The sequence below is a fragment of the Actinacidiphila sp. bgisy167 genome (assembly GCF_965342175.1).
Taxonomy (GTDB): Bacteria; Actinomycetota; Actinomycetes; order Streptomycetales; family Streptomycetaceae; genus Actinacidiphila.
On record NZ_CBDRBL010000086.1, the window covers coordinates 1 to 19,558 of the forward strand.

Consider the following 19,558-nt stretch of genomic DNA (forward strand, 5'->3'; position numbering starts at 1 on the left):
TGTCCGGATCGGCTTCAGGCGGAGCCGGTGATCGCGGCGGGGCTGGCGGTCGGGACGACGACGTACTGCCTCAGGGACAGGTCGCGGAACGTCACCGGCCCGCGCGGGCCGGGCACCCGGTCGATGTTGATGCCGGTCTCGGGCAGCCGCAGGAGCTTGGAGCCGTCCAGGAGCCGGGTGCTGCAGTTGTGGAAGACGCCCGATCCGGCATAGGCGTTGATGAACGCGGCGGCGGCGGCCGGGTCCTCGGTCACGACGGCGGCCGCCAGACCGGAGGTCTCCCGGTTGGCGATGCCGGCCGCGTCCACCGGTCCGGCGGCGGCGTCGATGGTCACCGTTCCCGGCCGGTCGGCGTCCAGGGACCACTCGTACCCCCGCGGGTGCGGGTGCGGGGGCAGCGAGGCCGCGATGCCGAGGCCGTCCAGGGTCTTCAGGACACCGGGCAGCAGGGCGTCGTAGACCGACTGGTCGATCAGCAGCAGATTGAGCCGGTTGCAGACGCCCAGGCGGTCCAGGCTCGCCGCGACGATCTCCTGGACGGCCTGCTCGTCGGCCGCGGCGCCCACGTACAGCACGCCGCCGCCGTCGGCGTGCGCGAGTGTGCGGACGCCGTGCCGGGCTGCCTCCCGGCCCAGGTCACGGGTGCTGTCGCCGCTGCCGCGGAGGATCACCAGCGGGACGAGGTCGGGCATGCGCACCAGTTCCCAGGCCGCCGCGCGGTCCTCACGGGGGACGAGCTGGATCGCCGCCGGATCCAGGCCGACCGCGGCCAGCGCCGGGGCGATCACCTGCTCCACCAGCGCGCGCCCGGAACGCAGGGCGGCCGACCCCGTGCGCAGCACACCGGCGTTGCGCGACTTCAGGAACTGCGAGGCGATGTCCACGGTCACGTTCGGGCGGGCCTCGAAGTTCGCCCCGATGACCCCGACGGGGCGGCGGCGCTCCAGCAGGCTGAGGCCGTCGGGGCGTTCCTCGAGGAGCCTGTCCAGCGGCTCGTGGGGGACGTCGGCGAGTTCGAGCAGTCCCGCCGCCATGGCCCCAAGGCGCGGGGCGTCCAGGCGGAGCCGGTCCTGGAGCGCGGCGGACATGCCGCCCGCTGCGGCGGCGTCGAGGTCGCGTGCGTTGGCGGCCACGAGCGCCGGCTGGTTCGACTCCAGCAGGCGGGCCATCTCGCGCAGCGCCGCGTCGATCGTGGCGTCCGAGGCCCGGGCGAGCTTTGAGGACGCCTCCAGCGCGCGGCCCGCGCAGGCGCGCACGACGGCGGCAAGGCACTCGTGGTCATGACGGCTGGTCAACCCGGGGCCTCTCGCGTACCGACGGTCAGGGTCTGCGGACCCACCGTAGCAGTCGGGGAGATCGGGAAAGGGGCCGTGGTGTGTGTGCGGTCGCCTTCGCGGCGTGCCGCGCGGGGCCGTGTGCCCGGGCGCCCCGTGGCGGGGGGATCGGGCACACGGCGGTGGCCGGGTGTCAGTCGAGGGGCACCACCCACACATCCGCGATCGAGGGGTCGTAGTCGGCGCCGGTGTCCTGGAAGCGGAGCCGGACGGTGCCGTCGGAGGTGGCGGCGGAGGGGTCGACCACGAACTGGTGGACGACGGTGCCCTGGCCGCCTTCGCTGCGGCTGAGGTCGACGCTGTGCACCACCTGGCCGTCGGCCTGGACGTCGTAGGTCTTGCGCCGGGCGCCGTCGAAGGTCTCCACGACGCGGATCGCGAAGCGGCCGTGGGCCGGCACGGCGGCGTCGAACTCGAACCAGCCTCCGGGGTAGGAGGAGTGGGTGTAGCGCCGGGTCAGCCCGGCCTCGGTGTTCGTTCCCGAGTACTGCGACGCCGTCAGCCGGTGGGCGGTCTCCGACGGGCCGTCACCGAGGTCGACGTGGTCGCCGGCCTGTGCGGGCGGGGTGGGCAGCGAGACCGTGATCGTGCCGGTCGCCCGCTCGGCAGGGGTCGGGCCGGTCGCCGCGGTGAGCGCGGCCTTCCCCTCGGCGATGGTGAGCGGCACCGTCACGACGGCTTGGACCGTCGCCCGCTCCCCCGCGTCCAGGCGGTAGCCGACCGGGTCCGGTGTCGGCCAGCCCTCGGGGAGGTCGAGGGTGAGCGTGCCGGACTGCGTCGTGTCGGTGCGGTTGGTCAGCACGGCGGCGACGGTGGCTCGTTGGCCGGGGCCGGCCGCCTCGGGCGTGGTGGTCACCTTCTCGATGGCGACGCCGGGGGCGACCGCCAGGCCCGCCGACACCGGGAGCGTCGCGGTTCCTCCCGTGTACCGGTAGGCCACCTGGCCGGTCAGGTCGGCCAGGGATGCCTTGGCGTCGGGTGCGACCGTGACGTCGTAGGCGTGCTCGAGGGTGCGGCCCGCGTCCGCGGTGGACGCGTGCCGGCCCGCGGGCTCGACTATCCAGTCGGCGGGCGCCCGCAGGGAGGAGTCGACGCCGGTCAGCGGCCGCTTGCCGGTGTTCTTCAGCGCCACCGTCACGCGGACGGTGTCGCCGGGGAGGATCTCGCCGGACGGCACGTCCAGTGTGGCCACCGCGCCGACCAGGCGCGACGACGCCCGCGAGAGGGTCTGCTCGATGCCGCTCAGCGCGTCACGCAGCTTCGTGGCCGTCGTCTTGTCGATCGTGCCCTGCTCGGCGTACGCCCCGGTCCGGCGGTCGAGGTCCGCGGCGCCGGCGAGCGCGCGGTGCACCGCGGCGGCGGTCTGCCGTTCGTCCGCGCCCTGGTCCTGCAGGCGCCAGGCGGTGTCGAGTTCCTTGCCCGTCGATGCGGTGCGCGTCTGCAGGTGCGCCTTGGCGGCCTTGCCGGGGCCGCGGGCCGGCAGCGCGTCGACGTCGGCGGCGAACGACGCCGCCTGTGCCCGGGCCGCGCCCAGGTCGCCGAGGACCGGGTCGACCGCGAACGCGTAGTGCCCCGAGCCGATCTCCAGCACGACGTCCCCGCCGTCCTGCTCGAGGTAGGTCACCTCCTCGACCTCGCCGATCGGCCTGCCGCCCTCGGTGACCGCCCAGCGGTTCGCCGCCGGGACGCGTACCTGGGCGGTGGTGTTCGCCGGCACGGTGACGTCGAGCCTCATCGCCCCGCCGGTGGTGTCCCATGCGCTGCGCACGGTGCCGTACGGGGTCTGGTGGCGGAAGTCGACGTGGTGGATGCCCTCGCCGGGCTGCGGGGCGATGAGCACCTTGCGGTAGCCGGGCTCGGCCGCGGAGACGCCCGCCATGGTGCGGTACATCCACTCGCCGACCGCGCCGTAGGCGTAGTGGTTGAACGAGTTCATGCCCACGTCGTTGAAGGTGCCGTCGGGGTTGATGGAGTTCCAGCGTTCCCAGACCGTGGTCGCGCCCTTGCCGATCTCGTAGCCCCAGGACGGGTAGTCCTCGTGCTGCAGCAGCCGGTAGGCGATGTCGGAGCGGCCGGCCTCGGTGAGGGCCGGCAGTAGTCCGTCGACGCCGAGGAAGCCGGTCGACAGGTGGTAGTCGCGGCGCTCGAGGGTCTTCACGAACTTGGCGACGACCTTCTCGCGCCGGTCGGCGGGGGCGAGGTCGCCCGTCAGTGTCAGGATGTACGCGGTCTGGCTGTCGCCCTTGACGGTGCCGTCGGCGCCGACGAACGCCGCCTGGTAGGCGGACCGGATCGCCTCGTAGCGCTGCCGGTACGCCTGCGCGTCGCCGTCGCGGCCGATGGCGGCCGCCATCTGCGCGAACTCGCGGGTGCTCTTGGCGGCGAACGCGGTGTCGAGTACGTCGGCGGGGGTCGCGTCGTCGAGGTTGAGCCAGTCGAGGTAGCCGCCGGCGGAGCGGATGTGGCCGGTGGAGTCGGCGTCGAGGAAGTCGACGTAGGCCTTCATCATGGCGTAGTTGTCGCGGATGACGTCGGTGTCGCCGTAGGCCTGCCACAGCGTCCACGGCACGTGCACGCCGGCGTCCATCCAGCCGGCCGACTCGTAGCCGCCGTCGAAGCGGCCGGGGACGACGGGGGCGACGCCGGGCAGCGAGCCGTCGGGGCGCTGGGTGTCCCGCAGGTCCTGCAGCCACTTGGTCAGGAAGGACTGGGCGTCCATGTTGTAGACGGCGGTGCGGGCGAAGACGTTGATGTCGCCGGCCCAGCCCATCCGCTCGTCGCGCGCGGGGGTGTCCGTGGGGACCGACAGGAAGTTGCCGCGCATGCCCCACACGATGTTGCTGTGCAGCTGGTCGACCAGGTCGGAGTCGGTGTCCAGGCTGCTGGTGAGGTCCCCGTCGGTGCCGACGACGACACCGACGAGGTCCTCGGCCGCGGGGGCGGAGTCGACGCCGGATATCTCGACGTACCGGAAGCCGTGGAAGGTGAAGGACGGCTCGAACGTCTCCGGCCCGTCGCCGGCGAAGGTGTAGTGGTCGGTCGCCTTCGCGGTGCGCAGGTTCGCGGTGTAGAGCGTGCCGTCGGGGTTGAGGACCTCGCCGTGCCGGATCGTCACCGTCCGGCCCGGCTCGCCCCGGGCGGTGAGGCGGACGTGGCCGACCATGTTCTGCCCGAGGTCGTACAGGTAGGTGCCCTTGGTCGGCGAGTCGATCCGCTTGGCGGTCCGAAGTTCCTGGGTGACCCGTACGTCGACCGCGGTCTGCGGTTCGAGCACGTTCACCGGCTCGTCGCGGACCTCGGCCCCGGCCCAGTCCGCGTCGTCGAAGCCGGGTTCGTCCCAGCCGGTGACCTTCCTGGCCACCCGCGCGTCGTAGGACTCGCCGTCGAGCAGGTCGGCCTCGCGGGTCGGGCCGCCGGTGGTCGTCCAGGTGCCGTCGGTGCGGACGGTGGTGCTGGTGCCGTCGGTGAACTCCACCAGCATCTCGGCGGTCACCGAGGTGTCCTTGCCGTAGACGTCGGTGCCGAACATGGCGACCTTGCCGCTGTACCAGCCCGGTGCGACCTCGGCGCCGAGCACGTTGACGCCGCCGCGGACCTGCCGGGTCACGTCGTAGGTCTGGTAGTCGATGCGCTTGTCGTACGCCGTCCAGCCCGGTGCGAGTTCGGCGTCGCCGACGCGTGCGCCGTTGAGCCGCAGTTCGTACACGCCGCGCGCTGACGCGTAGACGCGTGCCCGGGCGACCTTCTTGCCGCCGAGGTCGAACTCCTTGCGCAGCAGCGGGACGGGCTCGTCGCGGCGCAGCCAGGCCTCGCCGCCCTCGCTGTCCACGCGCAGACCGCCGTCGGTGACGGTGCCGGAGGCGAAGGTGCGGTCGCCCGCCGGGAAGTCGGTGTCGACCAGGACGGTGCCGTCGGCGCTGGTGACCGTGACGTCGCGGACCAGGCCGCGCTCCGCGCCGCTGGTGCGGAAGCCCATCGTGCCGGGGCCGCCGAACGTCGTGTCGGTGCGCCGGTCCAGTTCCTTGCCGTCGACGGTGGTGGTGATCGTGTCGCCGTCGACGTCGATCGCGTAGTCGTGCTCGGCGGCGAAGTCGAACCCGGCCGGGAACGGCGTCGCTTTGAGGACCGAGTAGGTGCTGTTGCGTTTGACGTGCGGGCGCAGCGCGTCGTCGGCGTCGCTGATCTGCCACATGTAGGCGTTCTCGGTGTCCTGCCCGCGGAAGTAGACGCCGAGCGCCCCGTTGATGCCGGAGGCGGTGAACTTGACGGTGTAGTCGGTCCACTTGGCGTCCGGCGCCGGTGTCCGCACGCCGATCCACGAGGCGGTCCACGGCCGGTCGCCCAATGCGGTGCCGAACGTGGCGGGCGCGCTCCACGGGGAGGCGGCGCCCCGGTCGTCCCATACCCGCACGGACCAGGCGTAGTCGGTGCGCGGCTGCAGCGCGGGGCCGCCGTAGCGGACGCCGACCGACTGGCCGGAGGAGACCTTGCCGCTGTCCCAGACGTCGGGGTCGTCGAGGCGGCCGGCCGACGAGGCGACGCGTATCTGGTAGGCCCGCTGTGTGACGCCGCGGCGCGGGGAGTCGAGCTGCCAGCTGAGGGAGGGCGCGGTGGGCGGGATGCCGAGCGGGTCCTCCAGGGCGTTGACCGTCAGCGCGCTGACGCTCGTCGCGGCGGCGGGGGCGGCTGGCGGTGGACTGGCTGCCGTCGCCGTCGCGGGTGCCCCCACGACGAAGACGGATGCAGCGACCACGGCGGTGATCTGCTGACGCACGGGCGGCTCCTCGAGAGGCATTGAATCGCTTCAATGAGACACTCTGAGGGCGATCTCCTTCTATGGCAACGGTGTTGACAGACTTGACGAACGGATTCTCAAGATCAATGAATCGGTTTAAGCCGACGGGCCGTCGGACCCGTGCGGGGTCGGCGAGGTGACCGGCGGCCCGGCCCGCGAGCTTGCCGCGCGCGCCGCGGCGGGGGCGCGGCGGCGCGCTGCCGGGCAGTCAGCCCGTGGCGCAGGGGGATGGTTGGCGGGGTGGTCCACCTGGCGGAGGCTTCACACGCCACCAGGGACAGGCCGATCGGGGCGCCGATGTCGCCGAGGAGGGCTTCGGTGATACGCCCGTAGCGGGACATCGAGCAGCCCCCGTCCGGCAGCGGGTCGCTGTCCCCGGAGCCGGCCGGGGTCCACGTACACCAGCGCCGGTCGGCCTCCAGCGCGGGTTCGGCCACCGGAACCGCCGATATCGTGCGCAGCCGGGCGCGGCACACGTTGCGCACCACCATCCGCGGCCACGGACCGGCCGCGTCCGGATCCCGTATGCCCCCTATGCGGCGCAGTGCGATGAGCGCCGCGTCCTGCACGGCGTCCTCGGCGTCCGGTGCGACGGCGTGCATGCCTGCTCGGGTGCCGGGTCAGGGGCAGGCGGAGGGCACTCGCGTCACCTGCCTGTGCCGAACGCGCCAGTTCGGAGTCCTCGACCGCCCCGATCGGCACAAGGTCACGCAGTTCCCGGATGGTACGCGTGCGCGGTGCCGTGCCTTCACCGCCCGCATCAGGGCACCGTGCGGCGGCGGGCAGCGCGAGGGCGCCGGCCTCGCCGTCGCCGGTCCCCAGGCGAGCGGCCGGCGGACGGCGCCGGGGTGCGCCTGGTGGGGTGGCCGGTCCGGCGCCGGTCCGCGCGGCGGCGTCACCGCCCGTACTGGTCGGTGTACTGCGGCCCCTCCGTCTCGGCCTTGCATCCCTCAGCGCCGTTGGGCATGCCGTGGGAGAGCACGAGGGCGTAGGACTGCGGGACGAAGTCGCAGCCCTTGCCGGACCACTGGGACGCGAGGAACGTCCAGCCGACGGCGGCGGCGGCGAGCGTGTACTTGGTCTTGGCGTTCATGCAGATGACCGTGCCTCAGTCAGGTCGGGCGATCATGACCCGGTCGGGGATGCACACATTGGTATGACGCGATTGTGATCCTATGCGTGGGTGTGAGTGTGTACACGCCCAAGGGCGCTGTCCGTGTGGTGCCCGGGTTGTCGTCGCCCGGCGGGGTCGGACACGGTGGTGGTGGCCTCGCCGCCCGGGCAGGACGACGGCCGCGAGCCGGGGCGTCGGACAGGCCGAGGGTGGCGTGGGTGGCGACCTCGCCGCCTGGTGCGAGGGCGGCCGGCGGCTGGGGGCAGGATGGACACCCCCACGCTGTCGACTCCATCCGCATCGGCGCAGTCCGTGCGTACGACGTCATCCGCATGCTCTCTCGCGACGGCCGCCCCACCCCGCTCGGCGACGCCATCGCGCACTACGGGCGGATCGCAGACCTTGCATATCCTGCGCCCGGCCGACGAGCCCGGCTACCGCCTCCGGATCAAGGTGCAGGCCGACCTGCAGGAGGGCCGTCACTCTCTCGCCCGGAAGATCTTCCATGGCCGCTCCGGGCAGCTCTACCAGCGCTACCCGGACGGCATGGAAGACCAGATCGGGGCACTGCGGTATGTCCTGAACGCCGTCGTCCTCTTCAACACTCGGTACATGGACGCCGCGGTGAACCAGCTGCGCGGGGACGGTTTCGACGTCCGCGACGAGGACGTGGCCCGTCTCTCGCCGTGCGTACGGCACCACATCAGCATGCTCGGCCGGTACTCCTTCCACCTGCCCGACCTGCCCGACCTGCCCGACGGCATGCGGCCCCTGCGCGACCCGGACACCGCCGAGCAGGCCTGTCCGGCTCGCCAGAGCATCCGGGCAGCAGGCGCGTCTCCGGCTCATGCCTGCATGCCGCCGTCAACCGGGAGTACCGTCCCGGTCACATAGGAGGCTCGGTCGCTCAGGAGCCAGGCGGCGGCCTGGGCGATCTCGTCAGGGTCGGCCGCACGGCGCAACGGGGTGCGTGCGTTGAGCTGGTCGACGACGCCGGGTGAGCGGTCGTTCCATGCACGCACCATCTCGGTCAGCGTGGTGCCGGGAGCGATGGCGTTGACGCGGATGCCCTCCGGGCCGTAGGTGATGGCGGCCGACTCGGTGAGGCTGTTGACCGCCCGTTTCATCGCACCGTAGGCGGGCAGCGCGGGGTTGCCCGTCAGGCTGCCGACGGACGAGTTGTTGACGATCGCACCCGTGCCTGCGGTGGCCCGGATGGCGGCGACCTCGGCGGACATGGCCAGCCACGGACCCTTGAGGTTCACGGCGTAGACGTGGTCGAAATCCGCCTCGGGCACTTGGTCCATCGGGGCCGGCGGCACGCTGGTCGCTGCGTTGTTGAAGGCGACGTCGAGCCGGCCGTACAGGTCGACGGTGCGGTCGACGACGGCACGGACACTGGCCCCGTCGGCCAGGTCGCATACTGCGAACTCGGCGGTGCCGCCGGCCGCCCGGATTTCCTCGGTCACCGCCTTGAGCTGGTCCTGCGTGCGGGCCGCGAGCAGCACCCGGGCGCCCTCCCGGGCGAACAGGCGCGCCGCGGCGGCGCCGATACCGCGACCGGCACCGGTGATGAGGGCGACTTTGCCGGCCAGCAGGCCCACGGCCGCTGGGGTGGATGTGTCGGTGGTCTGTGCGTTGTTCATGGCAGCGAGCCTGTGTCCGGCGGCGGAGCCGATCCAGGCACCAGCGGTACCTGGATCGGCTCCGCGGCATCCGCGCACACTGGGTGGCGTGGACAGACGAGAGCTGGCCGGCTTCCTGCGCAGCAGGCGTGAGCGCATCAACCCTGCCGACGTGGGTCTGCCCGCCGGGCCGCGCCGCCGCACCCCGGGGCTGCGCCGCGAGGAGGTGGCGCAGCTGGCGTTCATCTCGACCGAGTACTACACCCGGCTGGAGCAGGCACGGGGCCCGCGCCCGTCGCGCGAGGTACTTGCCGGTCTGGCCCGGGCCCTGCGCCTGTCGGACGCCGAGCGCGACCACCTGCACCATCTCGCCGGCGCCCCGCCCGGTCCGCCGGCCGGGCCTTCCCGTGAAGTGCGGCAGAGCATCCTCGACCTGCTGCGGCGGCTGCCGCATGCCGCGGCGATCGTGCTGTCCGCGACCTACGAGGTGATCGCCTGGAACGACTTGGCGGCAGCTCTCCTGGAGGACTTCTCCGCTCTGCCCCGGCCCGAGCGCAACCTCGTGCGCCGTGCCTTTCTCGCACCACAATCGCGGGAGCGGCTGCTGTACGACCCGTCCGACGCAAAGGCGTTTGCCCGCGCCGCGGCCCGGCACCTGCGTGCCACCGCCGCCCGCTACCCCGATGACCCCGAGGTAGCCACGCTGGTGGATGACCTCCTCGCCGGCAGCGCGGAGTTCGCCCGGCTGTGGGCCGCCCACGACGTACGCGCCGAGCCCACCCTGCGCAAGACCGTCCGCCACCCGCTGATCGGCCCCATCACCGTCAACTGCGATGTCCTCGACATCACCGACCGAGACCAACAAGTCGTGATCTACACGGCCGATCCTGGCTCTCCCGCAGAGGAGGCGCTGCGGCTGCTGTCGGTGATCGGCACGCAGCGCATGGACGTGCCCGGCTGAGTCGAGCCAGGGTGGCAGTCTGGTCACGGGCGGCACCCGCCATCAGGACGCGTCCGATTCGACCCGGCTGCCGCTCGACGAGCGGTGTGCCTCGGCCCCTGCGCCAAGGACTCGTCGGCCGTGCTGGGCGGCTGACGGGCCGCCGGCGGCCGAAGGGTTCTGAGGTCGTCCCGCAGATGACGCCCTACGCCCTATTGCCTCAGTGCCGGTATCCCGCCTGATGGAGCCCTTGGGAGATGGCCTCTCCACGTGGCGCCCGGTGGGCTGGGCGCCGATCGCTTCGCGGAGATCCCGGACCCTCAGCACCGTGTATCCGTCGCCGTCATCGACGGCTGTCCCGGCCTTCGTGAGGTCCGTGCCCTCCCCTTCGGTGGCGCTATGCGCTGAGTAGTTGCGGCCGTGCGGCGCGGCGCTCTGCGGCCTCGCGGGCCTCCCGGCGGGTGGTGGCCGTGGCTCGGCGGGCGCCTGCGTACGACACCCGCGCCCACGGCTCCTTGCCCACCCCGGCGCAGCCCGTCCCCTACGGGCCCTTGCCATGCCGGCGGGCAGTGCCGTCGGCGCGGAGCGCCACGTCCTCCCCGCAGCCGTCACACCATCCGCGGGCGTCCGGATCGGGGATGTCCGGCCAGATGATCGCCCATGTCGGGTGCACGGTCGAGAGGTGCTTGTCGCCGTCCAGGCGGACCCGCAGGTACTGGTTCCGGAAGTCGACGACGGCCCCCTTGCAGGGCTCCTTGGCCGGATCCCAGTAGGCGATCTCCAGGTCCCGGCGGGCTGGGACGCCGTAGCGGCGGCGCACGTACTGGCTGGATCGGTTGCTCATCGGACGGTCCAGCCGCGGAGCGTCATGGCGATCTCTTCCACGGTGACCCGGCCGGCCTCCGCGTCGCGGACGAGAGCGGCCGCGACCTTGGGCTGGTAGTCCAGGCGGTAGCCCTGCAACTTCATGAACCCGTAGGTGCTCACCCACGCGAACTGCAGGTTCGAGTGCTCCAGGCAGGGAGTCCGCGCGAGCTGGTGCAGGAGCGCGGCCGCCTTGAGGTGATCCGAGCCGTAGCAGTCGCGCCCCATGGCGCTGGAGTGGACGCGGGCCACCGCTGCGTAGAGCACGCCCAGCTCGTGCACCTGCGGGTCACCGTCGACCTGCTCGGCAACATGCAGCAGGAACGGCACGTCAATGCCGTGGGTCACGCGGCGTTCCCGTGGCCGGCCTCGGCGCCGTCCAGCTCCTCGAGGCGGTGACGCGCGGCGAGAGCGGCGGCGCGCCGTTCGGTGTCGGGCACGTTGTCGCCGAGCTCGGCGAAGGCCTCGCGGGTGTACTCCATGGCTTCGCGGGCGGCCTCGAGGAAGACCCGCTCGACGGCCGTGGCGCGCTCGTAGGCGGCCGACAGCACGTACTCCTGCATGCTCACCCCGGCGGCCTTCGCGGCCCCGGCGATGGCCTCGTACTGCTCCGGGTCGGGGAAGCGGAGGCTCATGGCCTTCTTCTCGGTCTTCTCGGATGCGGTCACGGTGGCAACGCTACCACTGGTGGCATCCGCGGGGAGGGGATCCGGCGGGCCGGCTTGCCGGTCCCGTTTCCCGCCCGGCCGCCGTCGCCCGCCGCCCGATGTGGTTGCTTCGCCTGGTTGACGTTCGTGGCCGAGGTCGGCCCGGGGCGGGCGGCGTCGGGCCGGAAGGTCCGGCCGGCGCCGGGAGGTGTCCGCCGCGAGGGAAGGAGCCCCGTCGCCGCCGGTACCGGGGCGGCCGGGGCGTGTGGGCCGGGGGCTCGGTAGCCTGAATGAGGGTGCGGGCCTGGAGGAGCCCTGCCGTCGGCACGGTGACGGCAACCGCCTGGCAGGCGCCCCGGCCGGGACACCCTGGATCGTCGCCTTGCGTGCAGGACCGAATATGGGCAATCGTTCACAGGCTTCTTCGGGACGCCCTTCTTCCGGACGCCGCCTCACGGGGGCCTTTGGTGACGAGGGCGTCGCCGGTTTCCTCCTCGACGACGACGGCGTCGTCCGCGCGTGGAGCGCCGCCGCCGAGCGCCTCCTCGGTGTCCGGCCCGCGGATGTCGTCGGGCGCCCGGCGGCCGAGCTGTGGCCGGAGGCGTTCGCCGGGCACCGGGGGGAAGGCGACGCCGCGCGGGCGCCGGTTCCGGAACGGCGAGCCGTCCTGATCCGCCGTGACGGCGGCGACGACGTCGTCCTGCACCTGTCGCGGTTGCTCGAGCCGGGAGGGTGCGACGGCGGGGGCACCGTGGTCATCGCCGCCCCCGCGCCGCAGGCGGCCGCCGCGGAGGGCCAGGTGATCCTGGAGGCCCTCTTCGCCCAGGCGCCCATCGGCATCGCCGTCTACGACCGGGACCTGCGCTTCGTGCGGGTCAACGCCGCCCTGGAACACATCCACGGGATCCCCGAGGAGATGGCCGTCGGCCGGCCCGTCAGCGAGATCCTGCCAGGGCTCGACGCAGGGGCGATCGAGGAGAGGATCAGGGAGGTCCTGGACACCGGCCGGCCGGTCGTCAACGCCGTCCACCAGGGGCGCACCCCTTCCGACCCGGACCGGGACCACGTCTGGCACGTCTCCTCGGTCGCGCTGACCGCGCCGGACAACACCGTCCTCGGCGTCACCGATCTGATCATCGACATCACCGATCGTCACCGGGCCAAGGAGCGGCTCGCGCTTCTGGACGAGGCCGCCATGCGCATCGGCACCACGCTGGACGTGCGGCGCACGGCGCAGGAGCTGGTGGACGTGCTCGTGCCGCGACTCGCCGACGTGGCGACGATCGACCTGATCGACGACGTCATGCAGGGCGCGGAACCCGAACCGATGGGCCGCGGTTCCCTCACGATGCGCTGCCTCGCCCGCGCGGCCGCCGACCCGGACGTCGTCAACGGCATCCGGGGCCCGGGGGAACTGCAGGGCTTTCCCCCCGACTCGCCGCATGCGCAGATCCTCGCCGACGGCCGGCCGCGGTTGATCCCCGTCGTCCGCCCCGATGCCGGATGGCTGCGGGACACCGCCGACCAGCGGGTCCGAGAGTTGCTCAGGTGCGGGATCGACTCGTTGATCCTCGTGCCGCTGCGCGCGCGGGACGCGACCTTGGGCCTGGTGCACCTGTACCGGGGGCAGGGGGCGCAGCCCTTCGAACCCGACGATCTGGTCCTCGCGCAGGACATCGTCGCGCGCGCCGCCGTCTGCCTCGACAACGCCCGCCGCTACACCAACGAGCACACGGCCGCCCTCACCCTCCACGCGAGCATGCTGCCGCGCAGCGTCCCGGAGCAGAGCGCGGTCGAGGTGGCGCATCACTACCGGCCGTCGCGGGTCCACGCCGGGGTGAGTGGTGACTGGTTCGACGTGATCCCGCTGTCGGGCGCCCGGGTCGCCCTGGTCGTGGGCGCCGTGCCGGGAACGGGTTTCCAGGCGGCCGCGTGCATGGGGCACATCTGCTCCGCGATCCGCACGCTGGCCCAGGTGGACCTCACGCCCGACGAGTTGCTCGGCCAGATCGACGACATGGTGCCGCGGCTCCTCGAGCGTGAACACGCCACCGGGTCCGCGCCGGTGGTGGAGGCCCTCAAGGGCTCGACCTGCCTCTACGCCGTCTACGACCCCGTGTCGCGGCGGTGCGTCATGGCGAGCGCCGGGCATCCGCCGCCCGCCGTCGTCGGCCGGTCCGGACAGGTGTCCGTCCTCGACGTGCCGGTCAACAGCCCCCTCGGCCAGGGGGACCCGGTGTTCGAGCCGCTGGATGTGGAACTATCCGAGGACAGCACCCTGGTGTTCTCCAGCCACAGCCTCCTGCGCCCTGCGGACACGCCCGGGACACTCGCCGCCCGGCTCAGCAGCGTCGTCGCCGACCGGGGCCGCCCGATCGAGGAGACCTGCAGCGCCATCTCCGACCTGGTCGCCGCCCACCTCACAGTGGAGGACGGCCTGGCCCTGCTCCTGGCCAGGACCCGCCCCCTGGACCCGGGCAAGCTGGCCGCCTGGACCGTGCCGTGCGTACCGGCGGCCGTGGCCGACATGCGCTCACTGGCGGTGCGGCAGCTCAGCCAGTGGGGTCTGGAGCATCTGGCCTGCTCCACCGAACTCATCGTCAGCGAGCTCGTCACCAACGCCATCCGCCACGGGCACGACCCCATCCGGCTGCGCCTGATCCTGGACCGTACGCTGATCTGCGAGGTCAGCGACGCGGCGAGCACGTCGCCGCACATCCGCCGGGCGGCCACCACGGACGAGGGCGGACGCGGGCTGTTCCTGGTGGCGAGGTGCTCGCACCGCTGGGGCACCCGGTACGCCCCGGTCGGCAAGACCATATGGGCCGAGCAGATCCTGGAGCACGTCCCGACGGCCTGAGCCGGACGGCGGCCGGTCGTAGGCGGCGGGCCCGGTCGAAGCCCGCCGGGGGGCCGGGCCGGCCTGCGGCAGGTCACGCCCGCCGCGGCGAGCGCGGTGACCGGACCGGGGTCCACGCGCATGTCGCGATGCCCTGGCCCGGGCGCCGCGCGGGGCCCGGTCGTCACCCAAGGCAGTGCGCCGTCGCGTCGACGTAGCCGCGCGGGCATGCGCGGCCCGCCCCCTGCGGCCGGATGTGGGCCGGATGCGCCGTGCGCCGGCTGCCCGGGCGCCACCGGGCGATTTCGGCCCGCCGGGGCGTCAGGCGCGTTCGGGCCGGGTACGCCGTGGCGGGGCGGTGCCCGCCTGCGGCGTCCCGGCCCGGTGGGCCGTGCTACGGGGTGACGCGCAGCAGCCGGTTGGGGGATCCGCTGCCGGGGCTGGTGACCGCCCCTGTGGTGGCCGCCGAGGTCAAGGCGGTCGCCACCTGGGAGGGAGAGGCCGTCGGGTGTCCGGCGAGGTAGACGGCGGCGGCGCCCGCGACGTGCGGGGTGGCCATCGATGTGCCGGAGATGGTGTTGGACGCGGTGTCGCTGGTCCGCCAGGCGGAAGTGATGGACGAGCCGGGCGCGAACAGGTCCAGTGCGGAGCCGTAGTTGGAGTAGTTGGCGCGGGCGTCGGTGCTGGTGGTGGCGCCGACGGTGATCGCTTCGCTGACGCGGGCGGGCGATTGACATCCTCCCGGGCTTAAAGGCCCGGGATTCCCGCCTGCTCCCGCACAAGCCGTGTGGGTCGCTTCGGGTGGGTTCCTGCTTCACGGCGCGGTGCCGGGACGGGTCCCGGTCTCGAACTTCTCGCCGGACCCGACCGACCCCTGCCACCGACGTCCGACCCTCACCTGACCCCACCGAACGAAAGTGCTGCTGACATGCGCCCCACCATCTTCACCATCGACCTCCCCGGCCCAGGACGACTGAGCACCATGGCCAGACCCCGCGGCAATGACTGGCTGGAAGACGAGATGACCGCCCTGAGGGACTACGGCGTCGACATCCTGGTCTGCACGCTCACCGGACCCGAACTCGACGACCTCGGCCTCGCAGACGAACCCCGGACAGCCGCCACGGCCGGGCTGCAGTTCGTTGCCATACCCATCCCCGACCGCACCGTCCCCGACCGCACCACGATCCTGCCCACCCTGCACAGACTCGCCGAACAACTACACGAAGGCGCACACGTCGTCACCCACTGCCGAGCCGGCATCGGACGCTCATCCCTCCTCGCCGCCGCACTCCTCATCCTCAGCGGCGTCGATCCCGACACCTCCTGGCGCCAGATCGAACGAGCTCGCGGGCTCGCCGTCCCAGACACCGCCGAGCAGCGAGAGTGGACGATGGAATTGCCCAGATAGGCATGGTGTTGTCACATCAGATTCCACGGGACCTGCGACTACCCGGCCAGGCCGGACATGGGCCGCGAGATCCACAGCGGCCTCCAGGCCGCGGAGAACTGGAACAGCGCGAACACCGTCCCGCACCAAAAGGACGGTCGCCCTGACCGCCCGACAAGGAGCACGCCGAGGCATCGATGCTCGCCCTGCACCTGCTCCCGGTCCGCGCTCGTGCACATCAACACCCCGCTGCTTCAGCAGGTCCTGTCAGAGCCGACGTGGGCGTCGCGGCTGACGGGCGAGGGCCGGCGTGGGCTGACCGCGCTCTTCTGGTCGAACGTGAACCCCTGAGGCATTTTCCGGCCGGACATGGACGCCCGGCTCGGCCTGGGGTCGGCCATCGGCGATCTGGAGTCGCACGATCGGGCATGCCGCCGACTGGCGCTCAGCACCGACACGGCCGTGCTGAGCGTCGACTTCCGCCGGGCTCCGGAACACCCGTGGCCGGCGGCTCGGCTGCCGGCGCCCTTGGCGACCTTCGTGCGCAGGCGGACGGTGGCGAACGCCGACTCGATGGGGTTCGTCGTCCGCTGCGACCGTCAAGACGGCTGTCTATCGGCGATCCGGCCTTGGTGTGGGGGTGTTTCCTCGCGTCGTTCCGGGTCTCGTGTAGAGGACTTCGCGGACCTGCTCCGCGGCGCGCAGGATGCTCTCGCTCATGAAGTCGCTGAAGCGGGCGATGTTCTCCAGGCGGACGGCGGCCGGGCTGTCGCGGCCGAGGACGGCGACGCCCTGCCGTGCGATCTCGGCGACCTGGGCGGTGCCGCGGGCGCTGGCGATCGTCGACTGGTACCAGACGTCGTCGTCGACGAAGTAGCGCTCGCGGCGGCGTTCGTCGCGTTCCCGGCTGACGAGGCCCTGATCTTCGAGGAACGCGATCGCCTTGGAGACGGACGCCGCGCTCACCTGGAGGCGCTGGACCAGCTCGGACGCGGTGAGGCTGCCCGCGTCGGCGATAAAGAGGCAGGTCAGCACCCGAGCTGTCATCTTGGGCAGACCCTGTTGCGTCAGGAGGGTGGTGAACGCCTCCTCGTACTCGCGCACGGCCTCGTCGTCGCGCCCGTGGGCCTGCGCCGGCGCCCCCTGCCCTCGGGAAGGGGCGTGCTTGCGCCGGTGGGCGCGGCGTTCGGTGGCTCGGTGGGCCAGGTCGGCGCGGTAGGCAGTGGGGCCGCCGTTGCGCATCACCTCACGCGTGACCGTGGAGGTGGGGCGGTCCAGACGCCGGGCGATCTCCGCGTAGGCGAGGCCGTCGGCCAGCCCTAGCGCGATCTGCTGACGCTCCTGCTGGGTGAGTCTGCCTCCCGGCACCGCGATCTCCCTTCGTGCCTTCCCGGACGCCGTCATCGTAGCGTTCACCTACAGCCCAATGCAACAACCAGACAGCCTGTCATTGCGTTAGATTCACACTCGCCGCAACGAAAAATTGGGCTCTAGCTGCACTGACGCGGATTTCATGCAACGAGACGGTTGCCCATCCAGCGAACGCAACGTAGCGTTCACGGTGTTAGAAACTTCGAGTGCACAAGGAGAACATGATGCAGAAGTTCGACACCCCCGCCGCGATCTCCGCCGTCTTGGACATCCCCGCCGGACGCATCCAGCTCATCGCCGCAGACCGCGCCGACACCACCGTCGAGGTCCTGCCCGCCGACCCAGCCAAGAGCAGCGACACGAAGACCGCTGAGCAGACCACCGTCGTCTACGCCGACGGCATCCTGCGGATCACGGCCCCGGCAACGAAGAACAAGATCCTCGGCGCGCCCGGATCCGTCGAGGTGACGGTCCAACTGCCCGCTGGATCCCGCGTCGAGGCCAAGGCCGCCAGCGCCGAACTCCGCGGCGTCGGTCGCCTCGGCGACGTCACCGTCGACGGCGCGTACCGCCAGATCAAGCTCGACGAAGCCGCGAGCGTCCGCCTCACCGCGATCGACGGCGATGTCGAGGTCGGCCGGCTGGGCGGCCCCGCGCAGATCAGCACCACAAGGGGCGACATCCGGATCGCCGAGGCCGTACGCGGCACGGTCGAGCTCCGCACCCAGTCCGGCGACATCTCGGTCGCCGCCGCCGCCGGCGTCTCGGCCGTCCTGGACGCCGGCACCGACCACGGCCGCGTCAGCAACGCCCTCAAGAACGACGGCACCGCCGAACTCGACATCCGCGCCACCACCTCCCACGGCGACATCACCGCCCGCAGCCTCTGAAGAAGCCAGAGCCAGGACTGTCCGGCGGGGGCCCACCGCGATCGAGATCCCGTCGGCCGCCGCCGAGAACGCGGCCGTCCGTCCCAAAGCCCGCCCTCCACGCGCAGGGCCTGGAGAAGTCGTACAGGACGCTCCCAGGCGACAAGGAGAACCACATGACGAAGAACAGATACTCCTCGACCAGCTCGAAGTGGACCGGCATGGTGCCGGTCGACGATACGGCCCTGGCCGTCACCGACACCGGCGGTCCCGGTATCCCTGTGGTCTACCTCAACGGCCAGTTCGCCACCCAGGGGTACTGGCGGCGGGTCATCGCCGAACTGGGGACGGAATGGCGGCACATCACCTACGACGAGCGGGCCCGCGGCAGGAGATCGAAGCGTTCCGCGGACTACTCCTTCGAGGCCGCCGTTCGGGACGTCGATGCCGTTCTCTCGGCCAGGGGCGTGGACCGGGTGCTGGTGGTGGGCTGGTCCTACGGGGCGTTCGTCGCGGCGCACTGGGCCAGCCGGTATCCGGACCGTACCCTGGGCGCGGTCATGGTCGACGGCGCGCAGCCGTACGACTGGCTGGACGAGGCCATGGAGCAGCGGATCCGGAAGACGTTTCGGCGGTTGAACTTGTTCATGCCGCTCCTGCGCCCGACGGGCCTGACCCCGAGGATGACTGCCGCACAGATGGCGGACAGCAACATCGAGCTCGGCAGGCTCGCCCGCGAGCGCGAGCTGGGCCCCGTGCTGGACGACATCACCGTCCCGGCCCGCTACGTGGTCGCTTCGGGGACGTCTCTCGGAAGCAAGGGAGACGAGCAGGAGCGGATCCGCGCCGGCCTCGACGAAGTGGTCGCCCGTAACGCGAACATCAAGATCAGCGCGAAGGTCGCCAGCAATCACGGTGCGATCCTCAAGAAGGACTCCCCTGCCGTTGCCGAGGCCGTACGCGAGGTCGCCGCCCTCGACCGCGGCCGGCGCTGAAGACACGATCAGCGGAGTGACGATCAGCCAGGCCGCGTCGCCGGTGTCATGGGCGAGACTCACGTGCCGGCAAACGATCGCCTGCCGGCACTCGCCCGCTCCTGATCACGTACCCGCAGGTGGGCAAGAGCCGGCACCTCGCGTCGGGCTCCCCTGGTGTCCGCGGCGGGACTCCGGAGCCCGGTGGGGCTGGGGCGGGCGGGGCCCCTCGGGGCGAGGCGGGCTTGCGCCGGCGGGCGCGCTGCTCCGTGCGCGGTGGGCAAGGTCCGCGCGGTAGCCGGTGGGGCCGCCACATTGCGCATGACCTCACGGGTGATCGTCGAGGTCGGACGGTCGAGGCTTCTGGCGATCTCCGCGTAGGCGAGGCCGTCGGCAAGGCCCGGCCCGATCGGCTGACGGTCCTTGTGGGTGAGCCTGCCTCCCAGCATCGCGCGCTCCTCCATGTCGTGCGAGGCGGCCTCCGGCGTAGCGTCCACCGTCACCCCCGTCGCCAATCGACGCGGGCGCGGGAGGTGCGGCCGTGAGCACTGCCATTGCGCCGAAAACGGCGGCCGTGAGGTGTGCTCACGTGTCCGGCACGCGGCGGCGCGGCTGTGCGCAGGCCGGCGGGCGACGCAGCTTCCCGTATCGGAAACGGCGGGCCGCCAGGCGGCGCCCCGGGGGGAAGTCCGCTCCCGCCCGCCGGGCTCCCCCTGTCCGAAAACGATCGGCCCAAGATCCGCTTTGGTGGAACTCCCGTCAGGCTGGCGTGTTCCGCCCTTTGCTCCGTTGCGTA

The 19,558-nt window shown here is 72.3% G+C and carries 15 protein-coding genes and 4 pseudogenes; 8 read left to right on the plus strand and 11 right to left on the minus strand.

Translation table 11 applies throughout. The features are described 5' to 3' along the window. Positions 1-14 precede the first annotated feature (14 nt). The 4 genes from ACRWND_RS25660 to ACRWND_RS25675 form a co-directional block, all read right to left on the minus strand. Entirely contained in the window at positions 15-1,295 is a 1,281-nt protein-coding gene (locus tag ACRWND_RS25660) for an aldehyde dehydrogenase family protein (protein ID WP_431953379.1), read from the minus strand. Positions 1,296-1,467: 172 nt separating this feature from the next. Further along, a complete protein-coding gene (locus tag ACRWND_RS25665) occupies positions 1,468-6,108 on the minus strand; it encodes a family 78 glycoside hydrolase catalytic domain (RefSeq protein ID WP_431953381.1) in 4,641 nt (1,546 codons plus the stop codon). A gap of 104 nt (positions 6,109-6,212) precedes the next feature. Continuing rightward, the gene (locus ACRWND_RS25670; RefSeq protein ID WP_431953383.1) at positions 6,213-6,731 is read right to left on the minus strand and encodes an RNA polymerase sigma factor; all 519 of its coding nucleotides are present in this window, start codon (positions 6,729-6,731) and stop codon (positions 6,213-6,215) included. A gap of 293 nt (positions 6,732-7,024) precedes the next feature. Next, complete coding sequence (locus ACRWND_RS25675; RefSeq protein ID WP_431953385.1) at positions 7,025-7,222, minus strand: hypothetical protein; 198 nt, start codon at positions 7,220-7,222, stop codon at positions 7,025-7,027. Positions 7,223-7,527: 305 nt separating this feature from the next. Here ACRWND_RS25675 and ACRWND_RS25680 point away from each other — a divergent pair. After that, positions 7,528-8,023 (plus strand): annotated as a pseudogene (locus ACRWND_RS25680) (Tn3 family transposase); the annotation flags it as partial. 65 nt (positions 8,024-8,088) lie between these two features. Here ACRWND_RS25680 and ACRWND_RS25685 read toward each other — a convergent pair. Then, positions 8,089-8,889 (minus strand): SDR family NAD(P)-dependent oxidoreductase, encoded by an 801-nt coding sequence (locus tag ACRWND_RS25685; RefSeq protein WP_431953387.1) that lies wholly within the window; start codon positions 8,887-8,889, stop codon positions 8,089-8,091. Positions 8,890-8,977: 88 nt separating this feature from the next. On the opposite strand from ACRWND_RS25685, the gene ACRWND_RS25690 reads away from it, so the two are divergent. After that, positions 8,978-9,829, plus strand: coding sequence for a helix-turn-helix transcriptional regulator (locus ACRWND_RS25690; protein WP_431953389.1), 852 nt, complete (start codon positions 8,978-8,980; stop codon positions 9,827-9,829). Positions 9,830-10,349: 520 nt separating this feature from the next. Here ACRWND_RS25690 and ACRWND_RS25695 read toward each other — a convergent pair. The 3 genes from ACRWND_RS25695 to ACRWND_RS25705 are packed head-to-tail and all read right to left on the minus strand — an operon-like array spanning position 10,350 to position 11,340. Further along, the gene (locus ACRWND_RS25695) at positions 10,350-10,652 is read right to left on the minus strand and encodes a hypothetical protein (protein ID WP_431953391.1); all 303 of its coding nucleotides are present in this window, start codon (positions 10,650-10,652) and stop codon (positions 10,350-10,352) included. Beyond that, positions 10,649-11,020, minus strand: a complete 372-nt coding sequence (locus ACRWND_RS25700; RefSeq protein ID WP_431953393.1) for a fic family toxin-antitoxin system, toxin component — start codon at positions 11,018-11,020, stop codon at positions 10,649-10,651. Before ACRWND_RS25700 ends, ACRWND_RS25695 begins: the two co-directional genes overlap by 4 nt. Then, complete coding sequence (locus tag ACRWND_RS25705; protein ID WP_431953395.1) at positions 11,017-11,340, minus strand: DUF1778 domain-containing protein; 324 nt, start codon at positions 11,338-11,340, stop codon at positions 11,017-11,019. The genes ACRWND_RS25700 and ACRWND_RS25705 overlap by 4 nt, the downstream gene beginning before the upstream one ends. A gap of 379 nt (positions 11,341-11,719) precedes the next feature. On the opposite strand from ACRWND_RS25705, the gene ACRWND_RS25710 reads away from it, so the two are divergent. Further along, on the plus strand, positions 11,720-14,179 hold the full coding sequence (locus tag ACRWND_RS25710) for a SpoIIE family protein phosphatase (protein ID WP_431953397.1): 2,460 nt from the start codon (positions 11,720-11,722) through the stop codon (positions 14,177-14,179). Between the two features lie 373 nt (positions 14,180-14,552). Here ACRWND_RS25710 and ACRWND_RS25715 read toward each other — a convergent pair. Further along, positions 14,553-14,891: pseudogene (locus ACRWND_RS25715) on the minus strand (S8 family serine peptidase); the annotation flags it as partial. A 195-nt stretch (positions 14,892-15,086) separates the two neighbouring features. Here ACRWND_RS25715 and ACRWND_RS25720 point away from each other — a divergent pair. From ACRWND_RS25720 to ACRWND_RS25730, 3 genes and pseudogenes are all read left to right on the plus strand, one after another. Then, positions 15,087-15,569 (plus strand): protein-tyrosine phosphatase family protein, encoded by a 483-nt coding sequence (locus ACRWND_RS25720; protein WP_431953399.1) that lies wholly within the window; start codon positions 15,087-15,089, stop codon positions 15,567-15,569. Between the two features lie 15 nt (positions 15,570-15,584). Next, positions 15,585-15,899, plus strand: a complete 315-nt coding sequence (locus ACRWND_RS25725) for a Tn3 family transposase (RefSeq protein ID WP_431953421.1) — start codon at positions 15,585-15,587, stop codon at positions 15,897-15,899. An 18-nt stretch (positions 15,900-15,917) separates the two neighbouring features. Continuing rightward, positions 15,918-16,007 (plus strand): annotated as a pseudogene (locus ACRWND_RS25730) (hypothetical protein); the annotation flags it as partial. A 153-nt stretch (positions 16,008-16,160) separates the two neighbouring features. Here the strand turns inward: ACRWND_RS25730 and ACRWND_RS25735 are convergent. Next, positions 16,161-16,916, minus strand: a complete 756-nt coding sequence (locus tag ACRWND_RS25735) for a helix-turn-helix domain-containing protein (RefSeq protein ID WP_431953401.1) — start codon at positions 16,914-16,916, stop codon at positions 16,161-16,163. A 227-nt stretch (positions 16,917-17,143) separates the two neighbouring features. On the opposite strand from ACRWND_RS25735, the gene ACRWND_RS25740 reads away from it, so the two are divergent. Both ACRWND_RS25740 and ACRWND_RS25745 read left to right on the plus strand, forming a co-directional pair. Then, positions 17,144-17,809 carry a DUF4097 family beta strand repeat-containing protein gene (locus ACRWND_RS25740; protein ID WP_431953423.1) on the plus strand — a complete coding sequence of 222 codons (666 nt, stop codon included), beginning with the start codon at positions 17,144-17,146 and terminating at the stop codon, positions 17,807-17,809. A gap of 155 nt (positions 17,810-17,964) precedes the next feature. Then, complete coding sequence (locus ACRWND_RS25745) at positions 17,965-18,783, plus strand: alpha/beta fold hydrolase (protein WP_431953403.1); 819 nt, start codon at positions 17,965-17,967, stop codon at positions 18,781-18,783. Positions 18,784-18,961: 178 nt separating this feature from the next. Here ACRWND_RS25745 and ACRWND_RS25750 read toward each other — a convergent pair. Further along, positions 18,962-19,211 (minus strand): annotated as a pseudogene (locus ACRWND_RS25750) (helix-turn-helix domain-containing protein); the annotation flags it as partial. Between the last annotated feature and the right edge of the window lie 347 nt (positions 19,212-19,558).

Excerpts from the sequence above, each read along its gene's own strand:
- ACRWND_RS25720 (WP_431953399.1), top strand. The coding sequence starts at position 15,087 with ATGCGCCCCACCATCTTCACCATCGACCTCCCCGGCCCAGGACGACTG.
- ACRWND_RS25675 (WP_431953385.1), bottom strand. The coding sequence starts at position 7,222 with ATGAACGCCAAGACCAAGTACACGCTCGCCGCCGCCGCCGTCGGCTGG.
- ACRWND_RS25745 (WP_431953403.1), top strand. The coding sequence starts at position 17,965 with ATGACGAAGAACAGATACTCCTCGACCAGCTCGAAGTGGACCGGCATG.
- ACRWND_RS25685 (WP_431953387.1), bottom strand. The coding sequence starts at position 8,889 with ATGAACAACGCACAGACCACCGACACATCCACCCCAGCGGCCGTGGGC.
- ACRWND_RS25710 (WP_431953397.1), top strand. The coding sequence starts at position 11,720 with ATGGGCAATCGTTCACAGGCTTCTTCGGGACGCCCTTCTTCCGGACGC.
- ACRWND_RS25670 (WP_431953383.1), bottom strand. The coding sequence starts at position 6,731 with ATGCACGCCGTCGCACCGGACGCCGAGGACGCCGTGCAGGACGCGGCG.
- ACRWND_RS25740 (WP_431953423.1), top strand. The coding sequence starts at position 17,144 with ATGCAGAAGTTCGACACCCCCGCCGCGATCTCCGCCGTCTTGGACATC.
- ACRWND_RS25695 (WP_431953391.1), bottom strand. The coding sequence starts at position 10,652 with ATGAGCAACCGATCCAGCCAGTACGTGCGCCGCCGCTACGGCGTCCCA.